This is a genomic window from Enterococcus durans (assembly GCF_002277935.1).
GTDB lineage: Bacteria > Bacillota > Bacilli > Lactobacillales > Enterococcaceae > Enterococcus_B > Enterococcus_B durans.
The window spans coordinates 54,760-73,474 of the sequence record NZ_CP022930.1 but is presented as its reverse complement, the minus strand read 5'-3'; the positions used below and the strand labels follow the sequence as shown (position 1 = coordinate 73,474).

At 37.7% G+C, this 18,715-nt stretch carries 18 protein-coding genes and 4 pseudogenes; all 22 read left to right on the top strand.

What is annotated here, in order from left to right; translation table 11 throughout:
* The first annotated feature begins 276 nt into the window (after positions 1–276).
* Positions 277–2,763 carry a hypothetical protein gene (locus tag CJZ72_RS00395; RefSeq protein ID WP_232509768.1) on the top strand — a complete coding sequence of 829 codons (2,487 nt, stop codon included), beginning with the start codon at positions 277–279 and terminating at the stop codon, positions 2,761–2,763.
* A gap of 50 nt (positions 2,764–2,813) precedes the next feature.
* The gene (gene lepB, locus CJZ72_RS00390; RefSeq protein ID WP_081134344.1) at positions 2,814–3,395 is read left to right on the top strand and encodes a signal peptidase I; all 582 of its coding nucleotides are present in this window, start codon (positions 2,814–2,816) and stop codon (positions 3,393–3,395) included.
* Positions 3,396–3,443: 48 nt separating this feature from the next.
* The gene (locus tag CJZ72_RS00385; RefSeq protein WP_227326440.1) at positions 3,444–4,694 is read left to right on the top strand and encodes a DUF7601 domain-containing protein; all 1,251 of its coding nucleotides are present in this window, start codon (positions 3,444–3,446) and stop codon (positions 4,692–4,694) included.
* A 37-nt stretch (positions 4,695–4,731) separates the two neighbouring features.
* Positions 4,732–5,709 (top strand): class B sortase, encoded by a 978-nt coding sequence (gene srtB / locus CJZ72_RS00380; protein WP_081134342.1) that lies wholly within the window; start codon positions 4,732–4,734, stop codon positions 5,707–5,709.
* The gene (locus CJZ72_RS00375; RefSeq protein WP_081134341.1) at positions 5,690–6,310 is read left to right on the top strand and encodes a hypothetical protein; all 621 of its coding nucleotides are present in this window, start codon (positions 5,690–5,692) and stop codon (positions 6,308–6,310) included. The genes srtB and CJZ72_RS00375 overlap by 20 nt, the downstream gene beginning before the upstream one ends.
* A 351-nt stretch (positions 6,311–6,661) precedes the next feature.
* A pseudogene (locus tag CJZ72_RS15000) lies at positions 6,662–6,781 on the top strand (DUF3788 family protein); the annotation flags it as partial.
* Between the two features lie 187 nt (positions 6,782–6,968).
* On the top strand, positions 6,969–7,244 hold the full coding sequence (gene rpsP / locus CJZ72_RS00370) for a 30S ribosomal protein S16 (RefSeq protein ID WP_005875628.1): 276 nt from the start codon (positions 6,969–6,971) through the stop codon (positions 7,242–7,244).
* 11 nt (positions 7,245–7,255) lie between these two features.
* Complete coding sequence (locus CJZ72_RS00365; protein ID WP_005875630.1) at positions 7,256–7,504, top strand: KH domain-containing protein; 249 nt, start codon at positions 7,256–7,258, stop codon at positions 7,502–7,504.
* A 106-nt stretch (positions 7,505–7,610) separates the two neighbouring features.
* Positions 7,611–8,423, top strand: coding sequence for a hypothetical protein (locus CJZ72_RS00360; protein WP_081134340.1), 813 nt, complete (start codon positions 7,611–7,613; stop codon positions 8,421–8,423).
* A 157-nt stretch (positions 8,424–8,580) separates the two neighbouring features.
* Positions 8,581–9,105, top strand: coding sequence for a ribosome maturation factor RimM (rimM, locus tag CJZ72_RS00355; protein WP_005875633.1), 525 nt, complete (start codon positions 8,581–8,583; stop codon positions 9,103–9,105).
* Entirely contained in the window at positions 9,095–9,835 is a 741-nt protein-coding gene (trmD, locus tag CJZ72_RS00350; protein ID WP_081134339.1) for a tRNA (guanosine(37)-N1)-methyltransferase TrmD, read from the top strand. The genes rimM and trmD overlap by 11 nt, the downstream gene beginning before the upstream one ends.
* Positions 9,836–9,984: 149 nt before the next feature.
* A complete protein-coding gene (rplS, locus tag CJZ72_RS00345) occupies positions 9,985–10,332 on the top strand; it encodes a 50S ribosomal protein L19 (RefSeq protein WP_002286913.1) in 348 nt (115 codons plus the stop codon).
* Positions 10,333–10,519: 187 nt separating this feature from the next.
* Positions 10,520–11,016, top strand: a pseudogene (gene tnpA, locus CJZ72_RS00340) (IS200/IS605 family transposase).
* 115 nt (positions 11,017–11,131) lie between these two features.
* Positions 11,132–11,513, top strand: a pseudogene (locus tag CJZ72_RS14640) (ATP-binding protein); the annotation flags it as partial.
* Positions 11,514–11,632: 119 nt separating this feature from the next.
* Positions 11,633–12,296: pseudogene (locus CJZ72_RS00330) on the top strand (FtsK/SpoIIIE domain-containing protein); the annotation flags it as partial.
* 104 nt (positions 12,297–12,400) lie between these two features.
* Positions 12,401–12,706, top strand: a complete 306-nt coding sequence (locus CJZ72_RS00325) for a helix-turn-helix domain-containing protein (RefSeq protein ID WP_157728876.1) — start codon at positions 12,401–12,403, stop codon at positions 12,704–12,706.
* Between the two features lie 13 nt (positions 12,707–12,719).
* Entirely contained in the window at positions 12,720–13,472 is a 753-nt protein-coding gene (locus tag CJZ72_RS00320) for an ImmA/IrrE family metallo-endopeptidase (RefSeq protein WP_081134337.1), read from the top strand.
* Positions 13,465–14,088: a PIN domain-containing protein gene (locus tag CJZ72_RS00315; protein ID WP_143348099.1), complete on the top strand. Its 624-nt coding sequence runs from the start codon at positions 13,465–13,467 to the stop codon at positions 14,086–14,088. Before CJZ72_RS00320 ends, CJZ72_RS00315 begins: the two co-directional genes overlap by 8 nt.
* A gap of 953 nt (positions 14,089–15,041) precedes the next feature.
* A complete protein-coding gene (locus tag CJZ72_RS00305) occupies positions 15,042–15,359 on the top strand; it encodes a PadR family transcriptional regulator (RefSeq protein ID WP_081134375.1) in 318 nt (105 codons plus the stop codon).
* A 3-nt stretch (positions 15,360–15,362) separates the two neighbouring features.
* The gene (locus CJZ72_RS00300) at positions 15,363–16,196 is read left to right on the top strand and encodes a DUF1129 domain-containing protein (protein ID WP_081134334.1); all 834 of its coding nucleotides are present in this window, start codon (positions 15,363–15,365) and stop codon (positions 16,194–16,196) included.
* Positions 16,197–16,733: 537 nt separating this feature from the next.
* On the top strand, positions 16,734–17,684 hold the full coding sequence (locus CJZ72_RS00295; protein WP_081134333.1) for a zinc-binding dehydrogenase: 951 nt from the start codon (positions 16,734–16,736) through the stop codon (positions 17,682–17,684).
* Positions 17,685–17,837: 153 nt separating this feature from the next.
* Positions 17,838–18,443, top strand: coding sequence for a short chain dehydrogenase (locus CJZ72_RS00290; RefSeq protein WP_081134332.1), 606 nt, complete (start codon positions 17,838–17,840; stop codon positions 18,441–18,443).
* Positions 18,444–18,715 lie beyond the last annotated feature (272 nt).

Genomic DNA, 18,715 nt, shown 5'->3' with positions numbered 1-18,715 from the left:
TAACCGCTATTTTCTCATTTTTTTTGAAATAAAAACTATCAATATTGGCACGCCTGCTCACTCATATTGATAGTTTGTGCAAAAAAATACATGGTAAACTCTCCTTATAAAATCAAACAAAGGAGGTCAGGAGTTAAACGATTCGATGATAAAGGGGGCGGATAATGATTGAAGGTTGTTTTATGAATGAAAATAGTAACTATTTATGTAAAAGAATCAAAATGATACACAATCAACGATCCGAAATGGAGGAATTTGATGATGAATAAGCGTGAAATGCGCCATAGTAGTCCTCCGAATTATGTTAAGAGTAAGATTTGGAATAGATTCAAAATAAAAATACTCGTTTCGTTTGGTTTTCTTTTCGCCTTGTTGTTATCGCTGGCGACTCCCATCAACAGTATAGAAGGAAGTAATACCGTTGAAGCAGCCACTACTGAAACGAGAGTTCCGTTCACAGTACCAGAGACTTATACAGACGGTAAAGAAACGATTAAATTCGATGTCAGCGGTTACTTAGTTGACGGTTGCCTTTCCCAAACTGATGATGTCAAAATCGTGATATATGATCCGCCGGTAAATCCGCCAGCAGCACAAATCTGGAGTGCAAACGCTATTTCCGCCTTGCCAATAGGAAGTGCAGAAAAAAGCGGGAATAATTACACGTATACATTTACAGCCGATAAATTGATTAGTAGTGATATCTTTTCCCAAGATGGTGAGATGACAGTTAGCCTTGGCGCTACAGAATTCAAGATAAGTAAAGATGGGGCGCCAATTACTGTAAAAGCACCTAGGTTAAAAATCAATTACGTGGATACGGATGGCAATCCCCTAGATAATCCCCCCGCATTATCAGAAGTAAGTAACGCGGATCTACAAGCCAATTCTGATGATGTTTTTAGTGGAAAAGCTGGCAGGTTAGATGGGCAAGTGACCAATATTCCAGAATATACCTTCAAATTAGACCAGTCTACACTGACTGTGCCTAATGCGCCTGCTCCTGACTTGAAAGCAAGTACAACGGCAAATGATGGTTCACTATTTGAGGGCATTCGAAATATTATAAACGACTCTAAGTATGGCAGCGGTCATATCAAAGATGGTTCAGTTTTGACCTTAGTCTATCAAGGGTTGAAACCCACTGCAAAAATTGCTATTGTGCCTATTGATAAGCGGACTGACCATTATGGCGTAGGTGACATGGTGTTCCAATCTGGCGGTGCTGTGTACAACAAAAAAATTACGACCCAAGCTGATCTGCTCAAACAAATTGTTCAAGGGGTTAGTTACAGTGATGGAAGAAATAGGAACCTTGATTACAAAAATTTTACTATTTCTGGCGACGTAATTAAGCCGGATGGTAGTTTGGATACAAGTAAAAAAGGAACGTATGAGGTTTCTGTAACCTATAATTCTGATGAAATTCAAAAAAGTGTTACTGTCAAAACAGAAATTACTATCGAACCAACCTTCCATGTCAAGATAAACTGGTTAACCGATACTGGGAAGAGAGTAGGGGGGTGGTATGATCACATCCTATTTGGTGAGAAAACACTTGACGAATTAGACACCATATTCGGAAATACTTATAATAAACAAATCCAATCTAAAGGTGCAACCCCTTATATGGTAAATAATCATAATCTAACAAGTATAGAAAATTCAACCTATGAGATCAAACAAGATGGAAAGGTCGTAGAATCAGATACCGGCTTAACGAAGTTTGGTTCAGACTGGAAGACGGTCATCAGTGCACTCGAGGATGCAACACGCCAGTACGATTATAGTAACGTGCAAACCACCGAATACACCTTGACTTACGTGTATGTAGTGCCTAAAACTGGGGTTTTGAAGGACTTTTACTTCAGATTACATGAAAGTGCTGATTTTGTAGATAATTTTCCTGGACTGACGTTAAGTGATGGTCAAGTAGTGGATTCTCCGTGGTTGACTTTTGATAGTCCGGTTGTTTATGACGATGCTCTAGTCGATACCACTAAAGCAGGGGACTTTCCGCTAACAATAAGGTATAAGTTTGGGATGATAGACATTACTGCAACTGCCACGATTCACATTTTTCCGGTACTTCTTCTTAGAACCCATTACGTTGATGAGAATGGCAAGGAGATAAAAGATAGTGATTACCAAGAGGACCTTGATGGTGGAAAACTATTTTTTGCCCCGCCAGATCCGGTCATAAACGGGCTCATCCCTTCGATCAAGAAGTCGAAGCTTATTAAAATGGTAGATGCCAAGTATGTAACACTTGATGAGGCTGAGTTCCAGAAAACGAATTGGTCTGATGTTCTAACTGCGATCAATGGTGAAGGATTAATGCCTAGTAAAGGAACAAGCGCCGCATATTATGATTTGAACTATGTTTACGTGGCACAACAAACAGCTGTCTTAACGATCGATGGTCAAGCTGAAAAACCCGTGATAGGGGAACCAGGGGATGAGATTTCCTTTGATAAAACTGATGATCAGCTAGTCCGAGGCGGCTATTCCTATACGGTAACGGGGCCTGACGGTACAACTTATGACAGTTTAGCTAAAGCTTTAGAAGCCAACAAGACATTTGATGATTCAAAATTGTCGTCAACCAACGAAGATTCCCACAAACAAGTATTTGAGGTTGTTTATAAGAAAATACCTGAGACAGGAATCAATTTGAACAATCAGTCACTGATACCGTTAGTAGTTGTTTCCCTTGCAGGCTTAGCATTCTTTGTTTTCAGAAAATTGAAACGAATTAAATAGTTGAACAAATTAGTGATGTTGCTAAAAAGGTCGTAGAAGAGGAAATACAGATGATTGAAAAATTCCACAAGAAAAGAAAAAATAAAATCGAAAAAAGGACAACCGAAAGCACAAGAAAAGATGGGACAAAACCTAGTTTAACTGAGGATATTTTGAATCTCGTCTTGAAAATATTCATCATCATCGCACTGTTTTGGTCGCTTTTTGTATTCGTTTTCGGACTGCATCAAGTGGAAGAAACTGGTATGTCACCAAGTATCAAGCCAGAAGATATCATTATGTATTATCGCTTGGAGAAAGACTATGACCTGTTGGATCCAGTTGTTTTAAAGGTAAAAGATACGGTGCAAGTGCGCCGAGTAGTGGCCAAAGCTGGTGATACAGTAGATATCACTGCCGAAGGACTAGTTGTCAATGGGTCACTGCAAACCGGGCTGGAAAAGGATTTTGTCAATGGCGATACGTTGCCTTATAAACAGGGCATCACTTTTCCCATCACGATCAAAAAAGGTGAAGTATTTTTATTGGGAGATAATCGGCAGCAAGCACAAGATTCAAGGATCTATGGACCAGTAAAAATCAAAGATACGATGGGAAAACTAATGTGGGATTTAAGACGACGGAACCTATGAAATTATAAAAACAAACAGAAAAGAGGAATTTTAATGAAAAATGCAAGAATGAAAAAAATCGGACTGACTTTTGGTTTAGTTGGCTTGGCACTTGGACTATCAGGAATCAAGGCTTACGCTGCGGATACAGCAGCACCAACTAGTAAAGATGTCCGATTCACCAAGACCTTAGTTTCTCCCGCATCGAACTTAGCGGAGATTCCTGACATGAAGTTTGATTTTACGTTTACAGGCGTAGGGTTTTATCCATATTCAGGAAATGGTGTAGCTGATCAAGCGGATGGATCTGTGACCGTACCAGACTTAGCATCACAAGAAATCAAATTTACGGAACAAGATATGAAAGCTGCAAACGATAAAGATGGTGTGAATACCATAACGAAGCAAAGTACGGACGTTATTGGGGGAGTAACTTTCCCTAAAGCAGGTGTTTATCAATACACAGTTAAAGAAGTAGATGGTACAAATACCTTTGCGTCAGATCCGAATAAGAAGGAAGAAGTTACTTACGATGGCAATACCTACACTTTAAGAATCTGGGTAACAATGGATAAAAATGGCAACAATACGCCAAGTGGAACGGTAGATAAGGTGGAAAAAGTCGTAGTAACAGACAAAAATGCCAATAAGGTTGATCCAACACCAGTTACACCAACACCAACGCCAGATACTCCTGTCGATCCGGATCATCCAGTGGTACCAACACCTGAACCAAATAAAACCTTCAACTTTAAAAATATCTATACTGTGACAGCCTCAGACAAACCTTTTAACGGAAATGATCCTAAAACGGCACCATTCTGGATCAGTAAAGAAGTTAAAGGGCAAATGGCAGATAACACACTCGATTTTGATTACACTTTGGATATTGCGGCAAATGAACTTACAGCTGGAAAAGATTATGAATTAAATATCAAACGGACAAACGACGATGTAGATAAGGTAAAAGTTACTCCTGGAACACCCGCTACATTCAAGCTAAAACATGGTGAAATTGCTTATTTTGAAAAGATCCCAGCTGGAGCTATGGTAAATGTCAAAGAAGCAGATACAGCTGATTATGATGAAGCAAATGAAGCAACTTTCAATGGGGAAACACCAACTACTGGCACTCTTGAAGCAGCAGGAGCACTTGGAACAAAGGGAGATAATTCCGTTGCGTATACGAATACTCAAAATGGTGGAAATATTACACCAACAGGGATCCTATTGAATAACTTCCCTTATATCGCTTTGATTCTAGCAGGATTCGCAGGTTTGGCCTTTTATATCGTTAAAAAACGTCATCAAGATGCATAAAATTTCTTAAGAAAAAAGCAAAAGGAGAACTTTTCACATGGAGAACAAATCTAGTTTGAAAAAACATTTGTTTTGGGTGACAAAAGGATGTATCGGTCTGCTAGATAAATTCATTGATCTTATCGCTGTTCTCCTTTTGTTACTGATGTTCAGCTACGGTATGTTTAGTATTTGGGATAACCAAAAGATTCTCCTAAATGGTCAATCTAGTGAGTATCAAACATTTAAACCAGAAACAAGTAATGCACCAAGCTTTTCTGAGTTACAAAAGAAAAATCCGGATGTTTTTGCTTGGCTAAATGTTTATGGCACCCAAATCGATTACCCAGTCCTACAAAGCGGCGATAATGAAAAATATTTGAATACGGATGTTTTTGGGAATTACAAAATGTCAGGTTCGATCTTTATGGATTATCGCAATAAAAAAGATTTTTCCGATTTCAACTCGATTATCTATGGGCATCATATGGCGGAGTCTGCAATGTTTGGTGATCTGGATAAATTTAAGGATCAAGATTTTTTTAAGAAACACGCCTTTGGAAACCTGTATTTTCAAGGCAAGGATCATGGGATTGAATTCTTCGCATTTTTAAACGTTGATGCGTTTGACGCGCAGATTTATCAGACGCCAGTAACAGGAAGGGAAAATAGTCAGAGGTATCTCGACGCAGTAAAAGAAAAGTCACAATCCTATCGCGAACTGAATGTCCGTCCCGAAGACAGGCTAGTCTTGCTAAGTACGTGTTCAACAGACGCTACGAACGGACGATATGTGTTGGTTGGTGTGATCACAGATAAAAAGATCGCTATTCCTAAGGAGCTTCAAACAAAGACGCAGCAGAATACTTTCACCGGGAAAGCCGTCAATTACTTACGTTCATTTCGTTTGAAAAGTCAAAAGAGCTTACTCTTGTTCATCCTATTGTTTCTAGTCTTGCTCTTCTGGTATGTGATGCTCATTACTCAAAGAAAAAAGCGGGAGAAAGGAGGGAAATATGAAAATAAAACGAATTAATGCTTTACTGATAGGGATTTTAGGACTTTTAAGTGTGTTACTTTTAACGCCAGATGTATTTGCAAGTGAAGAAGTAACTCTTCCAGTTTTGGTTCAGCAAAATGTTCAAGGAAAAACAATCAATTATCGACTTTCTACGCAGGATGAAAATGCAAATTATCCGGAAGAAGCGAAAAATGGAGTGTTTTCTATCAGCGATAAGCAAAACTTGACGCTACACTTTGCATTTTTCAAACCAGGCAACTACCACTATACGTTGGCACCAGTTGAAAAGAACTTGATCCAAGCACAAGAGCAGATATATGACATTAACGTTTTGGTTTTCTATAATAAAAATTCTCAGCTTTCATCGGTAATATCCGCAACAAATTCAGCTGGCTACAAGGTAGACTCCATCGCCTTTGCAGGTGTTGCTCCAGATAAAAATTCGGCAAATCAAGGGGGAATCATTGGGGGAAAGACCGCAATCAAAATGTATCCCAAGACAGGTGAGTTAAAGAGCCAAGTCTCGTTATTCGGTTTGCTACTGGTAGTTGGGGTGATGATCATTGGGGGCACGCGCCAGTATTTTTATCAACAAAAGGGGAAATCAAGGGTGTGATAGCTTTCCTTTACTTCCTTTTGATTACTGGAAGAATGCACTCGTTTCTCCATTAGAGAAGAAAAGTATCTACTACTTTATTTATAGAAAAATTGGCTCTATCATCTATGCTTATGCCGCTCATCATTTACTGTTTCTGCGCTTTGTATTCATACTTGGGGGATAGCGTTTCGTGTGCACCTGTATCATGTTCAGATCTTGCACGATAGACAGTTGATTGTTTGAGCAAAGAAGCAAAAATTTTAGGAAGCATGTGGTTTTCAGCGAATAGTATCCGTCGTTTATTGAGGTCGAAACAAAAGTCGCTTCGGTTTGACAAATTCTTTTGGACTTTCATTTATTTGAGAGAGGCTGGGACAGAAGTGTTTAATTCCGAGAAATAAGAAAAAATTCACGAAAATTGCTTTTCAAATTTTTGTGAATTTCGGCTTATTTAAGAAGGAGTTGCTTCTGCTCCCGTCGTTTATTCGAGAGCCTATAGCAAGACTGATTTTTAGATTTGTCCACAGTCCATTTGTTTATCTATAGGGGGAAAGATTTCGGTGTATCATAGAAAAGTATTAAAAAATTGCAGCTGTAAAGAAAAAAAGCTTTACAGGGTAAAAAAAAACTGTTACACTACATCTTGTGAATAAAACAATGGAGGTGGAAATATATAATGGCAGTTAAAATCCGTTTAAAACGTATGGGTTCTAAAAAGAGTCCTTTTTACCGTATCGTAGTAGCTGATTCACGTTCTCCTCGTGATGGACGTTTCATCGAAACTGTAGGTACTTACAATCCTTTGAAAGATCCTGCAGAAGTAGTTTTAAAAGAAGATTTAGTTCTTAACTGGTTGTCTAAAGGTGCACAACCTTCTGATACAGTACGTAACATCCTTTCAAAAGAAGGCGTTATGCAAAAACACCACGAAGCTAAATTCTCAAAGAAATAAGGTGATCGGATATGAAAGATTTAAGCGAATTAGTCTTAACAATCGTTCGTCCGTTAGTCACTCATCCTGAACAGGTCCAGTTAGAAGTCGTTGAATCAAATGATTTTTACGAATACAATCTAACCGTGGCTCCCGAAGATATTGGTCGTATCATTGGCAAACAAGGCCGAGTTGCAAAAGCAATCCGGACGATCGTCTATGGTGTGCGGCTAAATGCACCAAAAAAAGTGCGTTTGAATATCGTCGATAATAAGGAATAATCAAAAGCTGTTTCGTTCATGCGAAACGGCTTTTTTATTATACATGGTTTTGATTGGCAAAAGACTACAGAGAGCGTATTCTTAAAGTAAAGAGGAGGAAATACATATGAAAAAATGGTGGATCGCTATACCAGCTATCCTGTTTTTAGGCGCTTGTCAAACCTCGGCTGATCGAACAACACAAACGCAAGAATCAACTCAAGCTTACAATCAGAGCCATTCACAAGGCACACAGACGACTGCAGAAACCTCTACAGGAGAAAGTGCTAAGGATAAAGAAGAACATTCAGATGCCACGACAGGAACAAATCAGACCCAAAAGACCGCCTTTGAGCAATTGAAAGCCGAACAGCCAACGCTACCAATGCCACAGGTCATCCCGATTTCTTCAGGGAATCTAAATCTCGCTGCAGCGCAATCAAAGCAAGGATACACGGTCCTCTACTATGCGTTGCCAGAAAAACTTGCGCTAAATGCACAAGCGTTGAATCAAGAAACACCGATCGCCACTTATCTTTATCAATACGGATTTGCTTCAAGCCAAGAAACCATCAATGTGTTACAACCTTTTACGATCGATAAGAATGGGCAAAAAGTCGATCTCGGTCATCAAATCATTGCCTATCAACAAGGAGCAGCTGGATCGAATTATCTTGAATGGCAAGAAGGAAACTGGCGTATCCGAGTGCGATCAAGCAACATCGAAGGACAAGATCCACTACCTTTAGCGAAAAAAATCGTCAATTATTTAGAAAAGGCCACTCTACCGGCACCTGAAAAATATGGGAAAATCACAGTCGATATGAATGATTCATCCAATCAAGCTACGCAGGTCATTTGGCAAGAACCGAATAATGTCTTTACAGTCACACATCAAGACGCATTAGCCGCCCTAGAAATGGCTGTTTCAATGAATTAAGTGCCAATTTATGATTTTGGGCATGACGAAAGTAAAATGAAGGGTAGAATTGCCTATAACCACATGCTAAAATAAAACAGATACGTAATACGTTGTTTTTTATACTGAATGAAAAAACGGATAAACGTTGCATAAGAAAAAGAAAAGGGGATACAAGTTGACTGAATATTTAAATGTAGGAAAAATTGTCAATACTCAAGGAATAAAAGGCGAAGTCCGTGTCATCTCAACAACGGATTTTCCTGAAGAAAGATATAAAAAAGGTGCAGTCCTGACCTTATTTCAAGAAAAAAAAGCACCAATCGAGTTAACGGTCAAAAGCCACCGAAAACACAAAAACTTTGATATCGTAAGTTTTGAAGGCCATCCATCGATCAATGACGTAGAAAAATACCGCGATGGGATACTTAGAGTGTCAAAAGAAAATACAGTAGAGTTGGAAGAAAATGAATTTTACTACCATGAAATCATTGGAGCAACTGTCATCGATGAAGATGGAACAGAGTTAGGTAAAATCAAAGAAATCCTTTCACCAGGAGCAAATGATGTCTGGGTCGTCCAACGTCAAAAGAAAAAAGATATATTGTTGCCTTATATCGATTCGGTTGTTAAAGAAGTAGATACGAAAAATGGTATTGTACGCGTAGAAATCCCTGAAGGACTGATTGACGATGAAAATTGATGTATTAACATTATTTCCGCGAATGTTTGAAGGACCAATGGGCGAATCGATCATTGGTAAAGCAGTCAATAAAGGATTATTGGATATCAATATCTCAAATTTTAGAGACTATTCAGACAATAAACACCAGACCGTCGATGATTATCCCTATGGTGGTGGGGCAGGAATGCTACTAAAAGTCCAACCAATCTATGACAATATCAAAGCAATTGAGGAAGCTGCACCGGAAACAAAAAAAAGAGTGATCTTATTAGATCCGGCAGGAAAACAATTCGATCAAAAGATGGCCGAAGAATTTTCACAAGAAGAACATTTAGTATTTATCTGTGGTCACTATGAAGGCTATGATGAACGGATCAGAAGTCTAGTCACAGATGAAGTGTCATTAGGCGATTATGTATTGACCGGAGGCGAGCTAGGTGCGATGGTAATGATCGATGCTACGGTACGGCTATTACCAGATGTCTTAGGAAACCAGACTTCTGCTCAAACGGATTCTTATTCAACTGGTCTACTGGAACATCCGCAATATACTCGCCCAGCAGAATACAAGGGAATGAAAGTACCCGAAGTCTTGACAAACGGCAACCACAAGTTGATTGAAGAATGGCAATTAAAAGAATCACTACGAAGAACCTATCTGCGCCGTCCAGATTTATTGGGACAGCTAGAAATGACGCCACAAATGCTCAAATTCTTAGAAGAAATCAAACAAGAAGAAAACGAATAGCAGATATAGCTGGGAAAAAATAAAATTATCCTTTACATGAAAATCGTAATATGTTAGTATTTTATGGTGAGTGCAAAGCACTTAACTATTACGATGTTCCGCTGTGAGAAAAAGCTCATACGAATGTTTGGAATAAGGAGAAAAGATCAATGAATCCATTAATCGAAGAATTAACAAAAGAACAATTACGTTCTGACATTCCAGCTTTCCGCCCTGGTGACACTGTACGTGTTCATGCGAAAGTTGTCGAAGGTACACGTGAACGTATCCAGTTATTTGAAGGTGTTGTAATCAAACGCCGTGGTGCTGGAATCAGCGAAACTTATACAGTACGTAAAGTTTCTAACGGAGTGGGCGTTGAACGTACATTCCCATTGCACACACCACGTGTTGCAAAAATCGAAGTTGTTCGTTACGGTAAAGTACGTCGTGCAAAATTGTACTACTTACGTGCATTACACGGAAAAGCAGCTCGTATCAAAGAAATCCGTCGTTAATCTATCGTTATCAGATAGTGGAAGAACCCTTGATTATCAAGGGTTCTTTTTTTGTATTTTTTGAAAACCACCTGCTGTGCAGGTGGTTCCGGAAAGCTTCTAGCGAGGTATAAAAAGAGCCTCCTAAACTGGTAAGATGAAGTTGGTTTCCCGACCACCACATCAAAAAGTTTAGGAGGTACCTTTTATGAAAAAGGATACAGAAAGTTTATCACACACAGTATGGAAATGTAAGTATCACATAGTTTTTGCACCAAAATATCGACGACAAATCATTTACGGCAAATATAAAGCCAGTATAGGTGAGATTATACGAGAATGATGTGAGAGAAAAGGTGTAGAGATTTTAGAAGCAAATGCATGCCCAGACCATATACATATGTTAGTCAGCATTCCGCCAAAAATCAGTGTATCTCAATTTTTGGGGTATTTAAAAGGAAAAAGTAGTTTAATGATTTTTGATAGGCATGCGGAACTAAGTATCGTTATGGAAATAGAAAATTTTGGTGTAGAGGATATTATGTGGACACAGTAGGGCGAAACAAGAAAAAAATCGCAGAATATATTCGTAATCAATTACGAGAAGATCATGTAGCAGATCAGCGTACATTGTTTGAAGAGGTAGATCCGTTTACAGGAGAAAAAATCGTCAGAAGCATTAAGAGCTTCTTTGAAAAGCAGTGAGTAAATGTGGTGCAAAAGGGAACCGATCTAGTGAGCCTTTCAGGCTTAGGCCGATAAGAGAGGCTTTCAGCCGCAGAACAAACCACCCGTTCATACGGGTGGTTTTGATTTTCAATTGAAGGTGAAGAAAGACGTGAAACACAAAAGGCATCGTATACGAGCAGGAGATCAGCACTTGGTTTATCACCTTATTCATCGGCTAGATGGTCATTTTTTATTTTTAAGAGCTTAGGCAGCTGGATTTTTCTAGTCTATCCCCTTCTATAATTGAAATTGCTTGGTCTGTGAAAGATTTAGTCCGTCTACTTGGAAGTCTAGTACTTTCAGGAAGCATGTTCTTGCTTTACATTCATTTTTTCCACGATCACTGGCGGAGTTTGTGGCATCGGGAGAAGCTAGCCCGGATGATTCTAGAAAATCATTGGTATGAAGTGAAGCAGACCCAAAGCGAGCGTGGGACAAAAGTAAGAAACACTTTTATCTCATTCTTCAAAAACGAATAAACGGTGGGAGCAGAAGCAACGCCTTCGGAAATAAGCCGAAATTCACAAAAATTTGAAAAGCAATTTTCGTTCATTTCTTCTTATTTCTCGGAGTTAAACACTTCTGTCTCAGCCTCAATAGTAATAGAACTAAAGAGACCATCAGCTACTTCCCCAAAATTTATTACAGGATGAAGAACGGTTTACTTTCCATTCGTTTTCAAATCTCACTCGAAAAATATCAGGATCAGCTCTTGAAGTTGGAAAAGAAATTGGAAAGTGGTCTGTATTACGAGCTGGTGGAAAAGGAACTCAAAGATTCTTATGTGGAATACACCTTGCTTTACGATTATGATTGCCAATCGGATTGGGATTGAGGAGGTGGTGGCGGAAAACGGTGCTTTGCGATTGATGAAAAATCAAGTGTGGGCCTACGATTCATTGCCACATATGTTAATCGCTGGCGGCACCGGTGGAGGCAAGACCTATTTCCTACTCACGATTATTCAGGCGCTACTAAAATCTGAGGCAGAACTATTTGTCCTTGATCCAAAGAATGCGGATCTAGCAGATTTGGCAACGGTAATGCCTCATGTATATTCTCAAAAGGAAGAAATTTCTGCGTGTGTGGAGGACTTCTATGAACGCATGATGGCTCGTAGTAAGTCCATGAAAGAAATGCCAAATTACAAGACAGGGGAGAATTATGCCTATCTTGTTCTTCCACCAAACTTTTTAATCTTTGATGAATATGTGGCTTATATGGAAATGTTAACGATGAAGGAAAAAATGACACTAGCATCGTTCACAATTTGACTTCATTTTTTGTGAATGTTCACAAAAAGTGCTATACTAATGATGGAGGGATGGCGAATATCATGAGAAGCGATAAAAACACCATTATGAATGTCAAAAATTGGTTAGATGAAAACAATCATTCACAAGCATGGCTAGCGGAGCAAATGGGAGTGGCGAAGTCTTTAATTAGTCAAATTTTTAACGGCACTCGAAAACTGCAAACTACTCATATTATTAGCATGTCAGAAATCACAGGTCTTTCTATTGGTGAGTTAGCTAGTTCAGATCAGGAAAATAGTAACCCAATCGTTTATTCCTTAAGAGGAAAAATATCGAATGAACATGGGCAACGAGCATTGGATCAATTGCTATTAGATTCAGAGCATTTTGTTCAGTTATTAGCAAAGTAGGTGTATTGAATAGATGGATGCGCAATTGAAGGATTTATCTGAGACTATAGCAGAAGCTTATGCAGTAAAGTTTTTAGCGGATAACGTTGGGGGAGAGATTTTTTTAGGTGGGGATATTGAGCAAATATTGGCCGATCGCGCCTATCTTGTGTATCAAAGTGTTGACGATCCTAGTTATTTTGGAGCAGCTCTTCATTTAAAGGGAAAGCATATTATCGCAATTAACACAAATCAACCCCTTAGAGTCCGTTATTATAGTGCGGCACATGAGTTATGGCATTTGCAATTTGAATCGGGTGAAATTGCAATAGGCGAGAAGCAAATTGATCAAGAACGAGCTGCGGATCATTTTGCAGCAGTCGTGATGTTACCTAGTAATCTATTGAAAAATATTAAGAATAATTTCAAAAAAGATGATGAACGACTAGTCTTTAAAATTGCCGATCTTTCTTCTATGCCTTATCAAGCGGTTACTAGAAGGCTAGTTGAGTTGGGGTATAAATTATCTTCAGACTTAAAATCACGAGAAGAAGCTGAATGGATTCAGGTAAGAGAACGGATTGATTTGGTTCCTAGTGCGTTAGATAAAGCAGATAGCTTTGTCCAATTTCATGCTTTTTTACAAGAAGTAGATGAGAAAGTTAATAAACAAGAGCTTACTTTAGAAACAGCGGCGAATTTGGTTAAACATATTGACGCAAAGAAAGCAGAACAATATTGGAAAAAACGACAAGAAATTGTCGATGATTGGGACCCTGATGACTAATCGAACAAATAAAGTTTTCATCGATTCAAATATGCTAATGTTCGCCGCAGAATTTCAGAAAGCAGATGTTTTTGAATGGATGGATCAGTTATATGGTGAAATTTATATTCATCAAGAAGTTTTGAATGAACTCATTTTGTCCAGTATAAAAAGCAAAATTGAAACTTTTCTCTCAACAGGTCGATGGAAATTGTTTGAACCAAGAATAATTCTTTCGGAATTAGAATTTGCTATTTATCAAGAGCGATTATCAGATGTAAAAGATGCTTTTAGTCAAATGCGCTTAACTGCTATTGAAGCAGGTGAACGAGTTAAATCAACAACAGACTTAGGTGAAATTGCAACTCTAGCTGCTTGTATGATGATTGGTGCGCAAATCATTTGTAGCAATGATTTTGATATTCGCAAAATTGTCGAACAAGAAGATTATTGTATTTCTACGGATGAAGCAGACTTGCCAATTATACAAGATTCAGCAGAAGATTTTTGTTTTTATTGTTATAAAAATGAAATTGCTAGTCGGAGGGATGTTCGGAAATTTTTCGGTCATATTTTTCGAGAGACACCTGATGTACGAAAGCAAAAAATTGAGCAGTTAGATAAGCGATTGGGTTAGGAAGCTTACTATCTAAAAAAGAACAAATCATCGAGCGTGGGACAAAAGTAAGAAACACTTTTGTCTCATTCTTTAAAAACGAATAAACGGTGGGAGCAGAAGCAACTCCTTCGGCTTATTTCTCGGAGTTAAACACCTCTGTCTCAGCCTCTTTTTTCTTACTCTTTATTTTATAGAGAAGTTTTTCATAGGCGATTTTTCTGCTCCTTATATTACGTATGCCATGCTAGGTTTTCCTAAAAATCATGAAGATAGAATTTTTCTATTGTACTATTTCATGAAAGGACTATCGAAATATTTCCTTAATAAATTATCGGTAAGGGTGAGGAGTGTCAGAAGTGTCATTGGTAGTAACAGCCCTTTCCAACCATAATAATTCATGGAAAGTGGGACAGATAGTACTATGATACAATTTACAATCGTTATAATCAGTATACGAATAATTGCTTTTTTCTCTATAGATTTCATAAATCACCTCCGAATACTTCTGTTATGTTGCACTCTTAAAACTGCCAAAGTTTCTGTATGTATGCTACGTAAATAGGACTAATAGCCTAGACATGTGGCTATTAATGTGCCATCACTAAATAAAATAGTTAGAATTTGCTAAAATTTGTAATTCAACCTTGAACTCTTTCATTATTGTACTACGAATTTATCTCATAAATAAAGGAATTTCTTTAGCTGAGGATGTCTTGAATGTGTATATATTTAGGCAAATATATTCTGATAAATGGAGGATATGAGATGGAAGCTGCTTACTCCGTTAGTAGAAAGAAAGAGCGACGTCAAACTATATCCGTTCAATTTTTTAAATTTAATTTTTTGTAAATCACTAGTATGCATTGCAATCTAGTGGAGGATGGGGTACACTAATCCCAAACTAATATGTAAAGCAATATAGTTGCTATAAGGTAGGTGAGAAGATGTCATTTAGTAATAGGTCGTCACAAATGCTAAAAGGTATTCTTTCTGGTTGTATTCTTGTTCTACTGAGCCAGGAAGCATTATATGGATATACATTGAGTTTAGAATTAGAAAAAATCGGTTTTGATCAAATTCCTAAAGGGACCATCTATCCTTTGTTACTTAATTTAGAAAAAAAGGGGCTGATTACAGGTCAAAGAGTACCTTCTCCTGATGGACCTAGTCGGAAATATTACAGCCTTACTGAACAAGGTCAAATTGAAAAGAAACTGTTTATAGAAGAATGGTCTCAACTTAAAAATAATGTAGAGACACTGCTAAAAGAGGAGCATGAGAAAGGGTGATTAATGGTGAAAACGGATGAACTGATCCAAAAAAATAGGGAACTTCAAAAACAATTAAACTCTGAGAATGAAAGTTATTACAGTGATTTAGTCATTTATTTAAGAGCAAAGGGTACGTTCAAAAATGACTGGATTATCGAAGAAAAAGCGTTAGAGATTTTACAAGACATTTTGGATTCGCAGCAAGAAGGTATAAGCGCAGAAGAGTATTTTGGGAAAAAACCACAGGAATTTGCAGATGAAATAGTAAAAACTGCTCCAGTAAGTTTTTTAGGCTTATTGAAATTGGTGTTCGTTGCACTAGGAGTATACAGCATGTTCATGCTTTTCATTGATCTGATCCTACCAAGTCGGTCCTTTGATTTTGGAACCTTTGCAGTGGTAGCAGTTTATACACTCGTGGCTGCATTACTTTTATTTTGGTTCATTGGAACAACTGTTTATTCAAAGAAACAAAAGCTTTCCAATGCTATGACTACTTTGTTATACATCGTACTTTTAATTGGTGGTGGGGCCTTATCGATTTTTATCAAAACACCTTATCAGGTCAAGTTAGTTGGAATTTTTGGAATCGTAGTTATACTGATGCTACTTTTAATAATAGCCATTCTATTTTTTAGACAAGATAAAGAAGATAAAAAAACTTGGGCTCCATTTATACCGGTGATTCTCTCGTGTGCTGTGATTGGAATAGTCTCTCGTACTACTATTTTTTCTTCTTTTTTCGAGACGATGACTGGTAAGTACACGATCGCGGGTGTGCTGATACTTTCTCTCATTATCCAATATGTACTTATATACTTTTATACGAGAAAACTAAGAAGTAAAACCAACTAGAAAACAGAGAAACATTCCTATGAAATTAGTAAGAAGTACCTAAAGCTGACAAATCCAAGCGTTATTTGTCAGTTTTTTTCTATCATAGAGCAACGCTCCGTTTAGCTAGTAGATTAATTAAACTTTTGATTTTATCAAGAATATACAAGTATGACAATCGAGACAAGGAATGAAGAATAGCGGCAACAGGGTATTTCATGAAATCAAAAAATTTTATATTTAAATAATAAAGCATAATGTCTACCTATTTTAAGCCTTGTAAAAAAAATCATTTAGGCGTAGGGTAGTTCCATGACTAGGAAACTAGCACAACTAGATGAAATCAGAAAAAAGCTTTAGCTGAGCTTACTCGATTAGAAATAGTAAACGAACAAATCATTCGATTCTTCATTTTCCATTGTGAGATAATTTAGAGGAATAATCGAGTATTCCACAGTTTAATGGCTTCTTTCTGGATAGCTTTTTTCGGCATCGAATCTGTTAGGATCTTTGAAAAATCAGCAATGATCAAATCTAAATGTTAGGGGAAATGTACGAATGAAAGCTCTTTTTTTTAATGGATTTGGTAATTCTGACGTTCTAAAATATGGAGAATTACCTGATCCAGTGATAAGCAGCAGTGAATTGCTAGTGGAAATGGATTATATTGGGTTAAATTATGCAGATGTTTATCGAAGGAAAGGAAACTACCACATAGAAGAGCATTCTCCTTATATCAATGGCTATGAAGGGATTGGGACAGTTATTGCTTTAGGTTCAACTGTTGCTGATTTCAAACTTGGGGATAAGGTGTTTTTTGTGGACGTTCCGTTTTCGAATGCAAGTTTAGTAGCGGTCCCAGAAGCAAATGCAATAAAGGTCCCGAATGACATGGCCCCTAAGTTAGTAGCTAGTATTGGTTTGCAAGGATTGACTGCTGATTTTCTAGCACATGATCTTGGTGATGATACTAGAGGCAGTGATGTGTTTGTCCATGGCATAAGTGGAGGGGTAGGACAAATTTTATCCCAGATGTTAACTGCAGATGGTCTGAATGTATATGGCGTTACTTCATCTGATGAAAAACGACAACTTGCGCTGAAACAAGGAGCAAAAAAAGTTTTTTTAAGAAGTTCGAATTGGCAGATGGATTACTTATCTTCATTCGATACTGTTTACGATGGTATCGGGATTACCTTGCTAGATAGTATAAGTATACTTAAAAATAGAGGAAAAGTAGTCTTCTTTGGAATGGCTGGAGGAACGCCATCTACTGTGGATCTGGTTGAATTATTGTCACAATCAAAGAGTATTTTGACAGGAGATCTGTGGGATTATTTAACAAGTTCTGAAGAACGTAATCGAAGATCTAGTAGACTTTTTGACTATTTCAGAAAAGAGAAGATAACTATCAGTGAACCAACGATTTTTTCTTTGGCCAACGGTAAGGAAGCCCATGAGTTTCTAGAATCAGGTAAAAGTGTGGGGAAAATTCTTTTAAAACCATAAATTTTTTTGATTCTGGTTCAACGATTGATTTATGTATCAATGCGGCTCTATTTGAAATTTTTTATGCTTCAACGAGCTTTTTTTAGCATACTACTTATTTAGAGGAAAATAGTAGAAACGATTGGCTATAAGGACAAAAAGGTGGGGTATTGGATGAAGATATTGGTAATTGGTGCTTTTGGAACGATCGGAAAAGAAGTTGTCAAACTGTTTGAGGAATATGGATACCATGTGATCACAGCTAGTAGACACCAGGGGGATGTGATAGTCGATATTGCTTCACCGAAAAGTATAAAAGAGATGTTTGAGAACATTGGCAAAGTAGATGCAATCGTAAATGTGGCGGGTGAAGTGAAGGTAGTTCCAATTGAACAAATGACAATGGAAGATAATAGAGTAGCTATTGATAGTAAACTATTGGGTCAAATAAATTTAGTTCTAATTGGGCATAAGTATCTAGCAGACAACGGGAGTATTACGCTTACGACTGGAGTGACAAAAGATGATCCTATAATCGGTGGGGCTTCGGGAGCCATGGCAAATGGTGGGATAGCATCATTTGTAAAATCAGCGGCAAATGATTTCAGTCGTGGAATTAGGATAAATTGTGTAAGTCCAACTATCGTAGAGGAATCATTTGAAGCATACAAAGAAACCTATGCTGGATTTTCAACCATTCCTGCTAAAACTGCAGCCAAAGGATATCTAAAGAGTGTGAGTACGAATCAAACTGGTCAAGAATTTCAAATTTACAGATAAAAATTGAAAAAAACTGAGAATCCGTAATGCATACTCCATAAAAAACTTAGGAAAATAGTACGCTTATTCTCAGAGACTCAGGAAAATTATTTTGCGAAAGTTTGCTGATTTTTGATTTATCCTTAGAGAAGTTCCTTTTGTTTCCATCATTTATCTAGATTTGGAATATGGAGGAAACGTGATTTTTTACTTTTGAAGCGAAAAATTATCAGTTTGACATATAATGGGATGGGTTCATTTTTTCTCCTTCTAAATATGAATAAAGGAGCGTG

Excerpts from the sequence above, each read along its gene's own strand:
- CJZ72_RS00395 (WP_232509768.1), top strand. The coding sequence starts at position 277 with ATGCGCCATAGTAGTCCTCCGAATTATGTTAAGAGTAAGATTTGGAAT.
- lepB (WP_081134344.1), top strand. The coding sequence starts at position 2,814 with ATGATTGAAAAATTCCACAAGAAAAGAAAAAATAAAATCGAAAAAAGG.
- CJZ72_RS00385 (WP_227326440.1), top strand. The coding sequence starts at position 3,444 with ATGAAAAAAATCGGACTGACTTTTGGTTTAGTTGGCTTGGCACTTGGA.
- srtB (WP_081134342.1), top strand. The coding sequence starts at position 4,732 with ATGGAGAACAAATCTAGTTTGAAAAAACATTTGTTTTGGGTGACAAAA.
- CJZ72_RS00375 (WP_081134341.1), top strand. The coding sequence starts at position 5,690 with ATGAAAATAAAACGAATTAATGCTTTACTGATAGGGATTTTAGGACTT.
- rpsP (WP_005875628.1), top strand. The coding sequence starts at position 6,969 with ATGGCAGTTAAAATCCGTTTAAAACGTATGGGTTCTAAAAAGAGTCCT.
- CJZ72_RS00365 (WP_005875630.1), top strand. The coding sequence starts at position 7,256 with ATGAAAGATTTAAGCGAATTAGTCTTAACAATCGTTCGTCCGTTAGTC.
- CJZ72_RS00360 (WP_081134340.1), top strand. The coding sequence starts at position 7,611 with ATGAAAAAATGGTGGATCGCTATACCAGCTATCCTGTTTTTAGGCGCT.
- trmD (WP_081134339.1), top strand. The coding sequence starts at position 9,095 with ATGAAAATTGATGTATTAACATTATTTCCGCGAATGTTTGAAGGACCA.
- rplS (WP_002286913.1), top strand. The coding sequence starts at position 9,985 with ATGAATCCATTAATCGAAGAATTAACAAAAGAACAATTACGTTCTGAC.
- CJZ72_RS00325 (WP_157728876.1), top strand. The coding sequence starts at position 12,401 with ATGAATGTCAAAAATTGGTTAGATGAAAACAATCATTCACAAGCATGG.
- CJZ72_RS00320 (WP_081134337.1), top strand. The coding sequence starts at position 12,720 with ATGGATGCGCAATTGAAGGATTTATCTGAGACTATAGCAGAAGCTTAT.
- CJZ72_RS00315 (WP_143348099.1), top strand. The coding sequence starts at position 13,465 with ATGACTAATCGAACAAATAAAGTTTTCATCGATTCAAATATGCTAATG.
- CJZ72_RS00305 (WP_081134375.1), top strand. The coding sequence starts at position 15,042 with ATGCTAAAAGGTATTCTTTCTGGTTGTATTCTTGTTCTACTGAGCCAG.
- CJZ72_RS00300 (WP_081134334.1), top strand. The coding sequence starts at position 15,363 with ATGGTGAAAACGGATGAACTGATCCAAAAAAATAGGGAACTTCAAAAA.
- CJZ72_RS00295 (WP_081134333.1), top strand. The coding sequence starts at position 16,734 with ATGAAAGCTCTTTTTTTTAATGGATTTGGTAATTCTGACGTTCTAAAA.
- CJZ72_RS00290 (WP_081134332.1), top strand. The coding sequence starts at position 17,838 with ATGAAGATATTGGTAATTGGTGCTTTTGGAACGATCGGAAAAGAAGTT.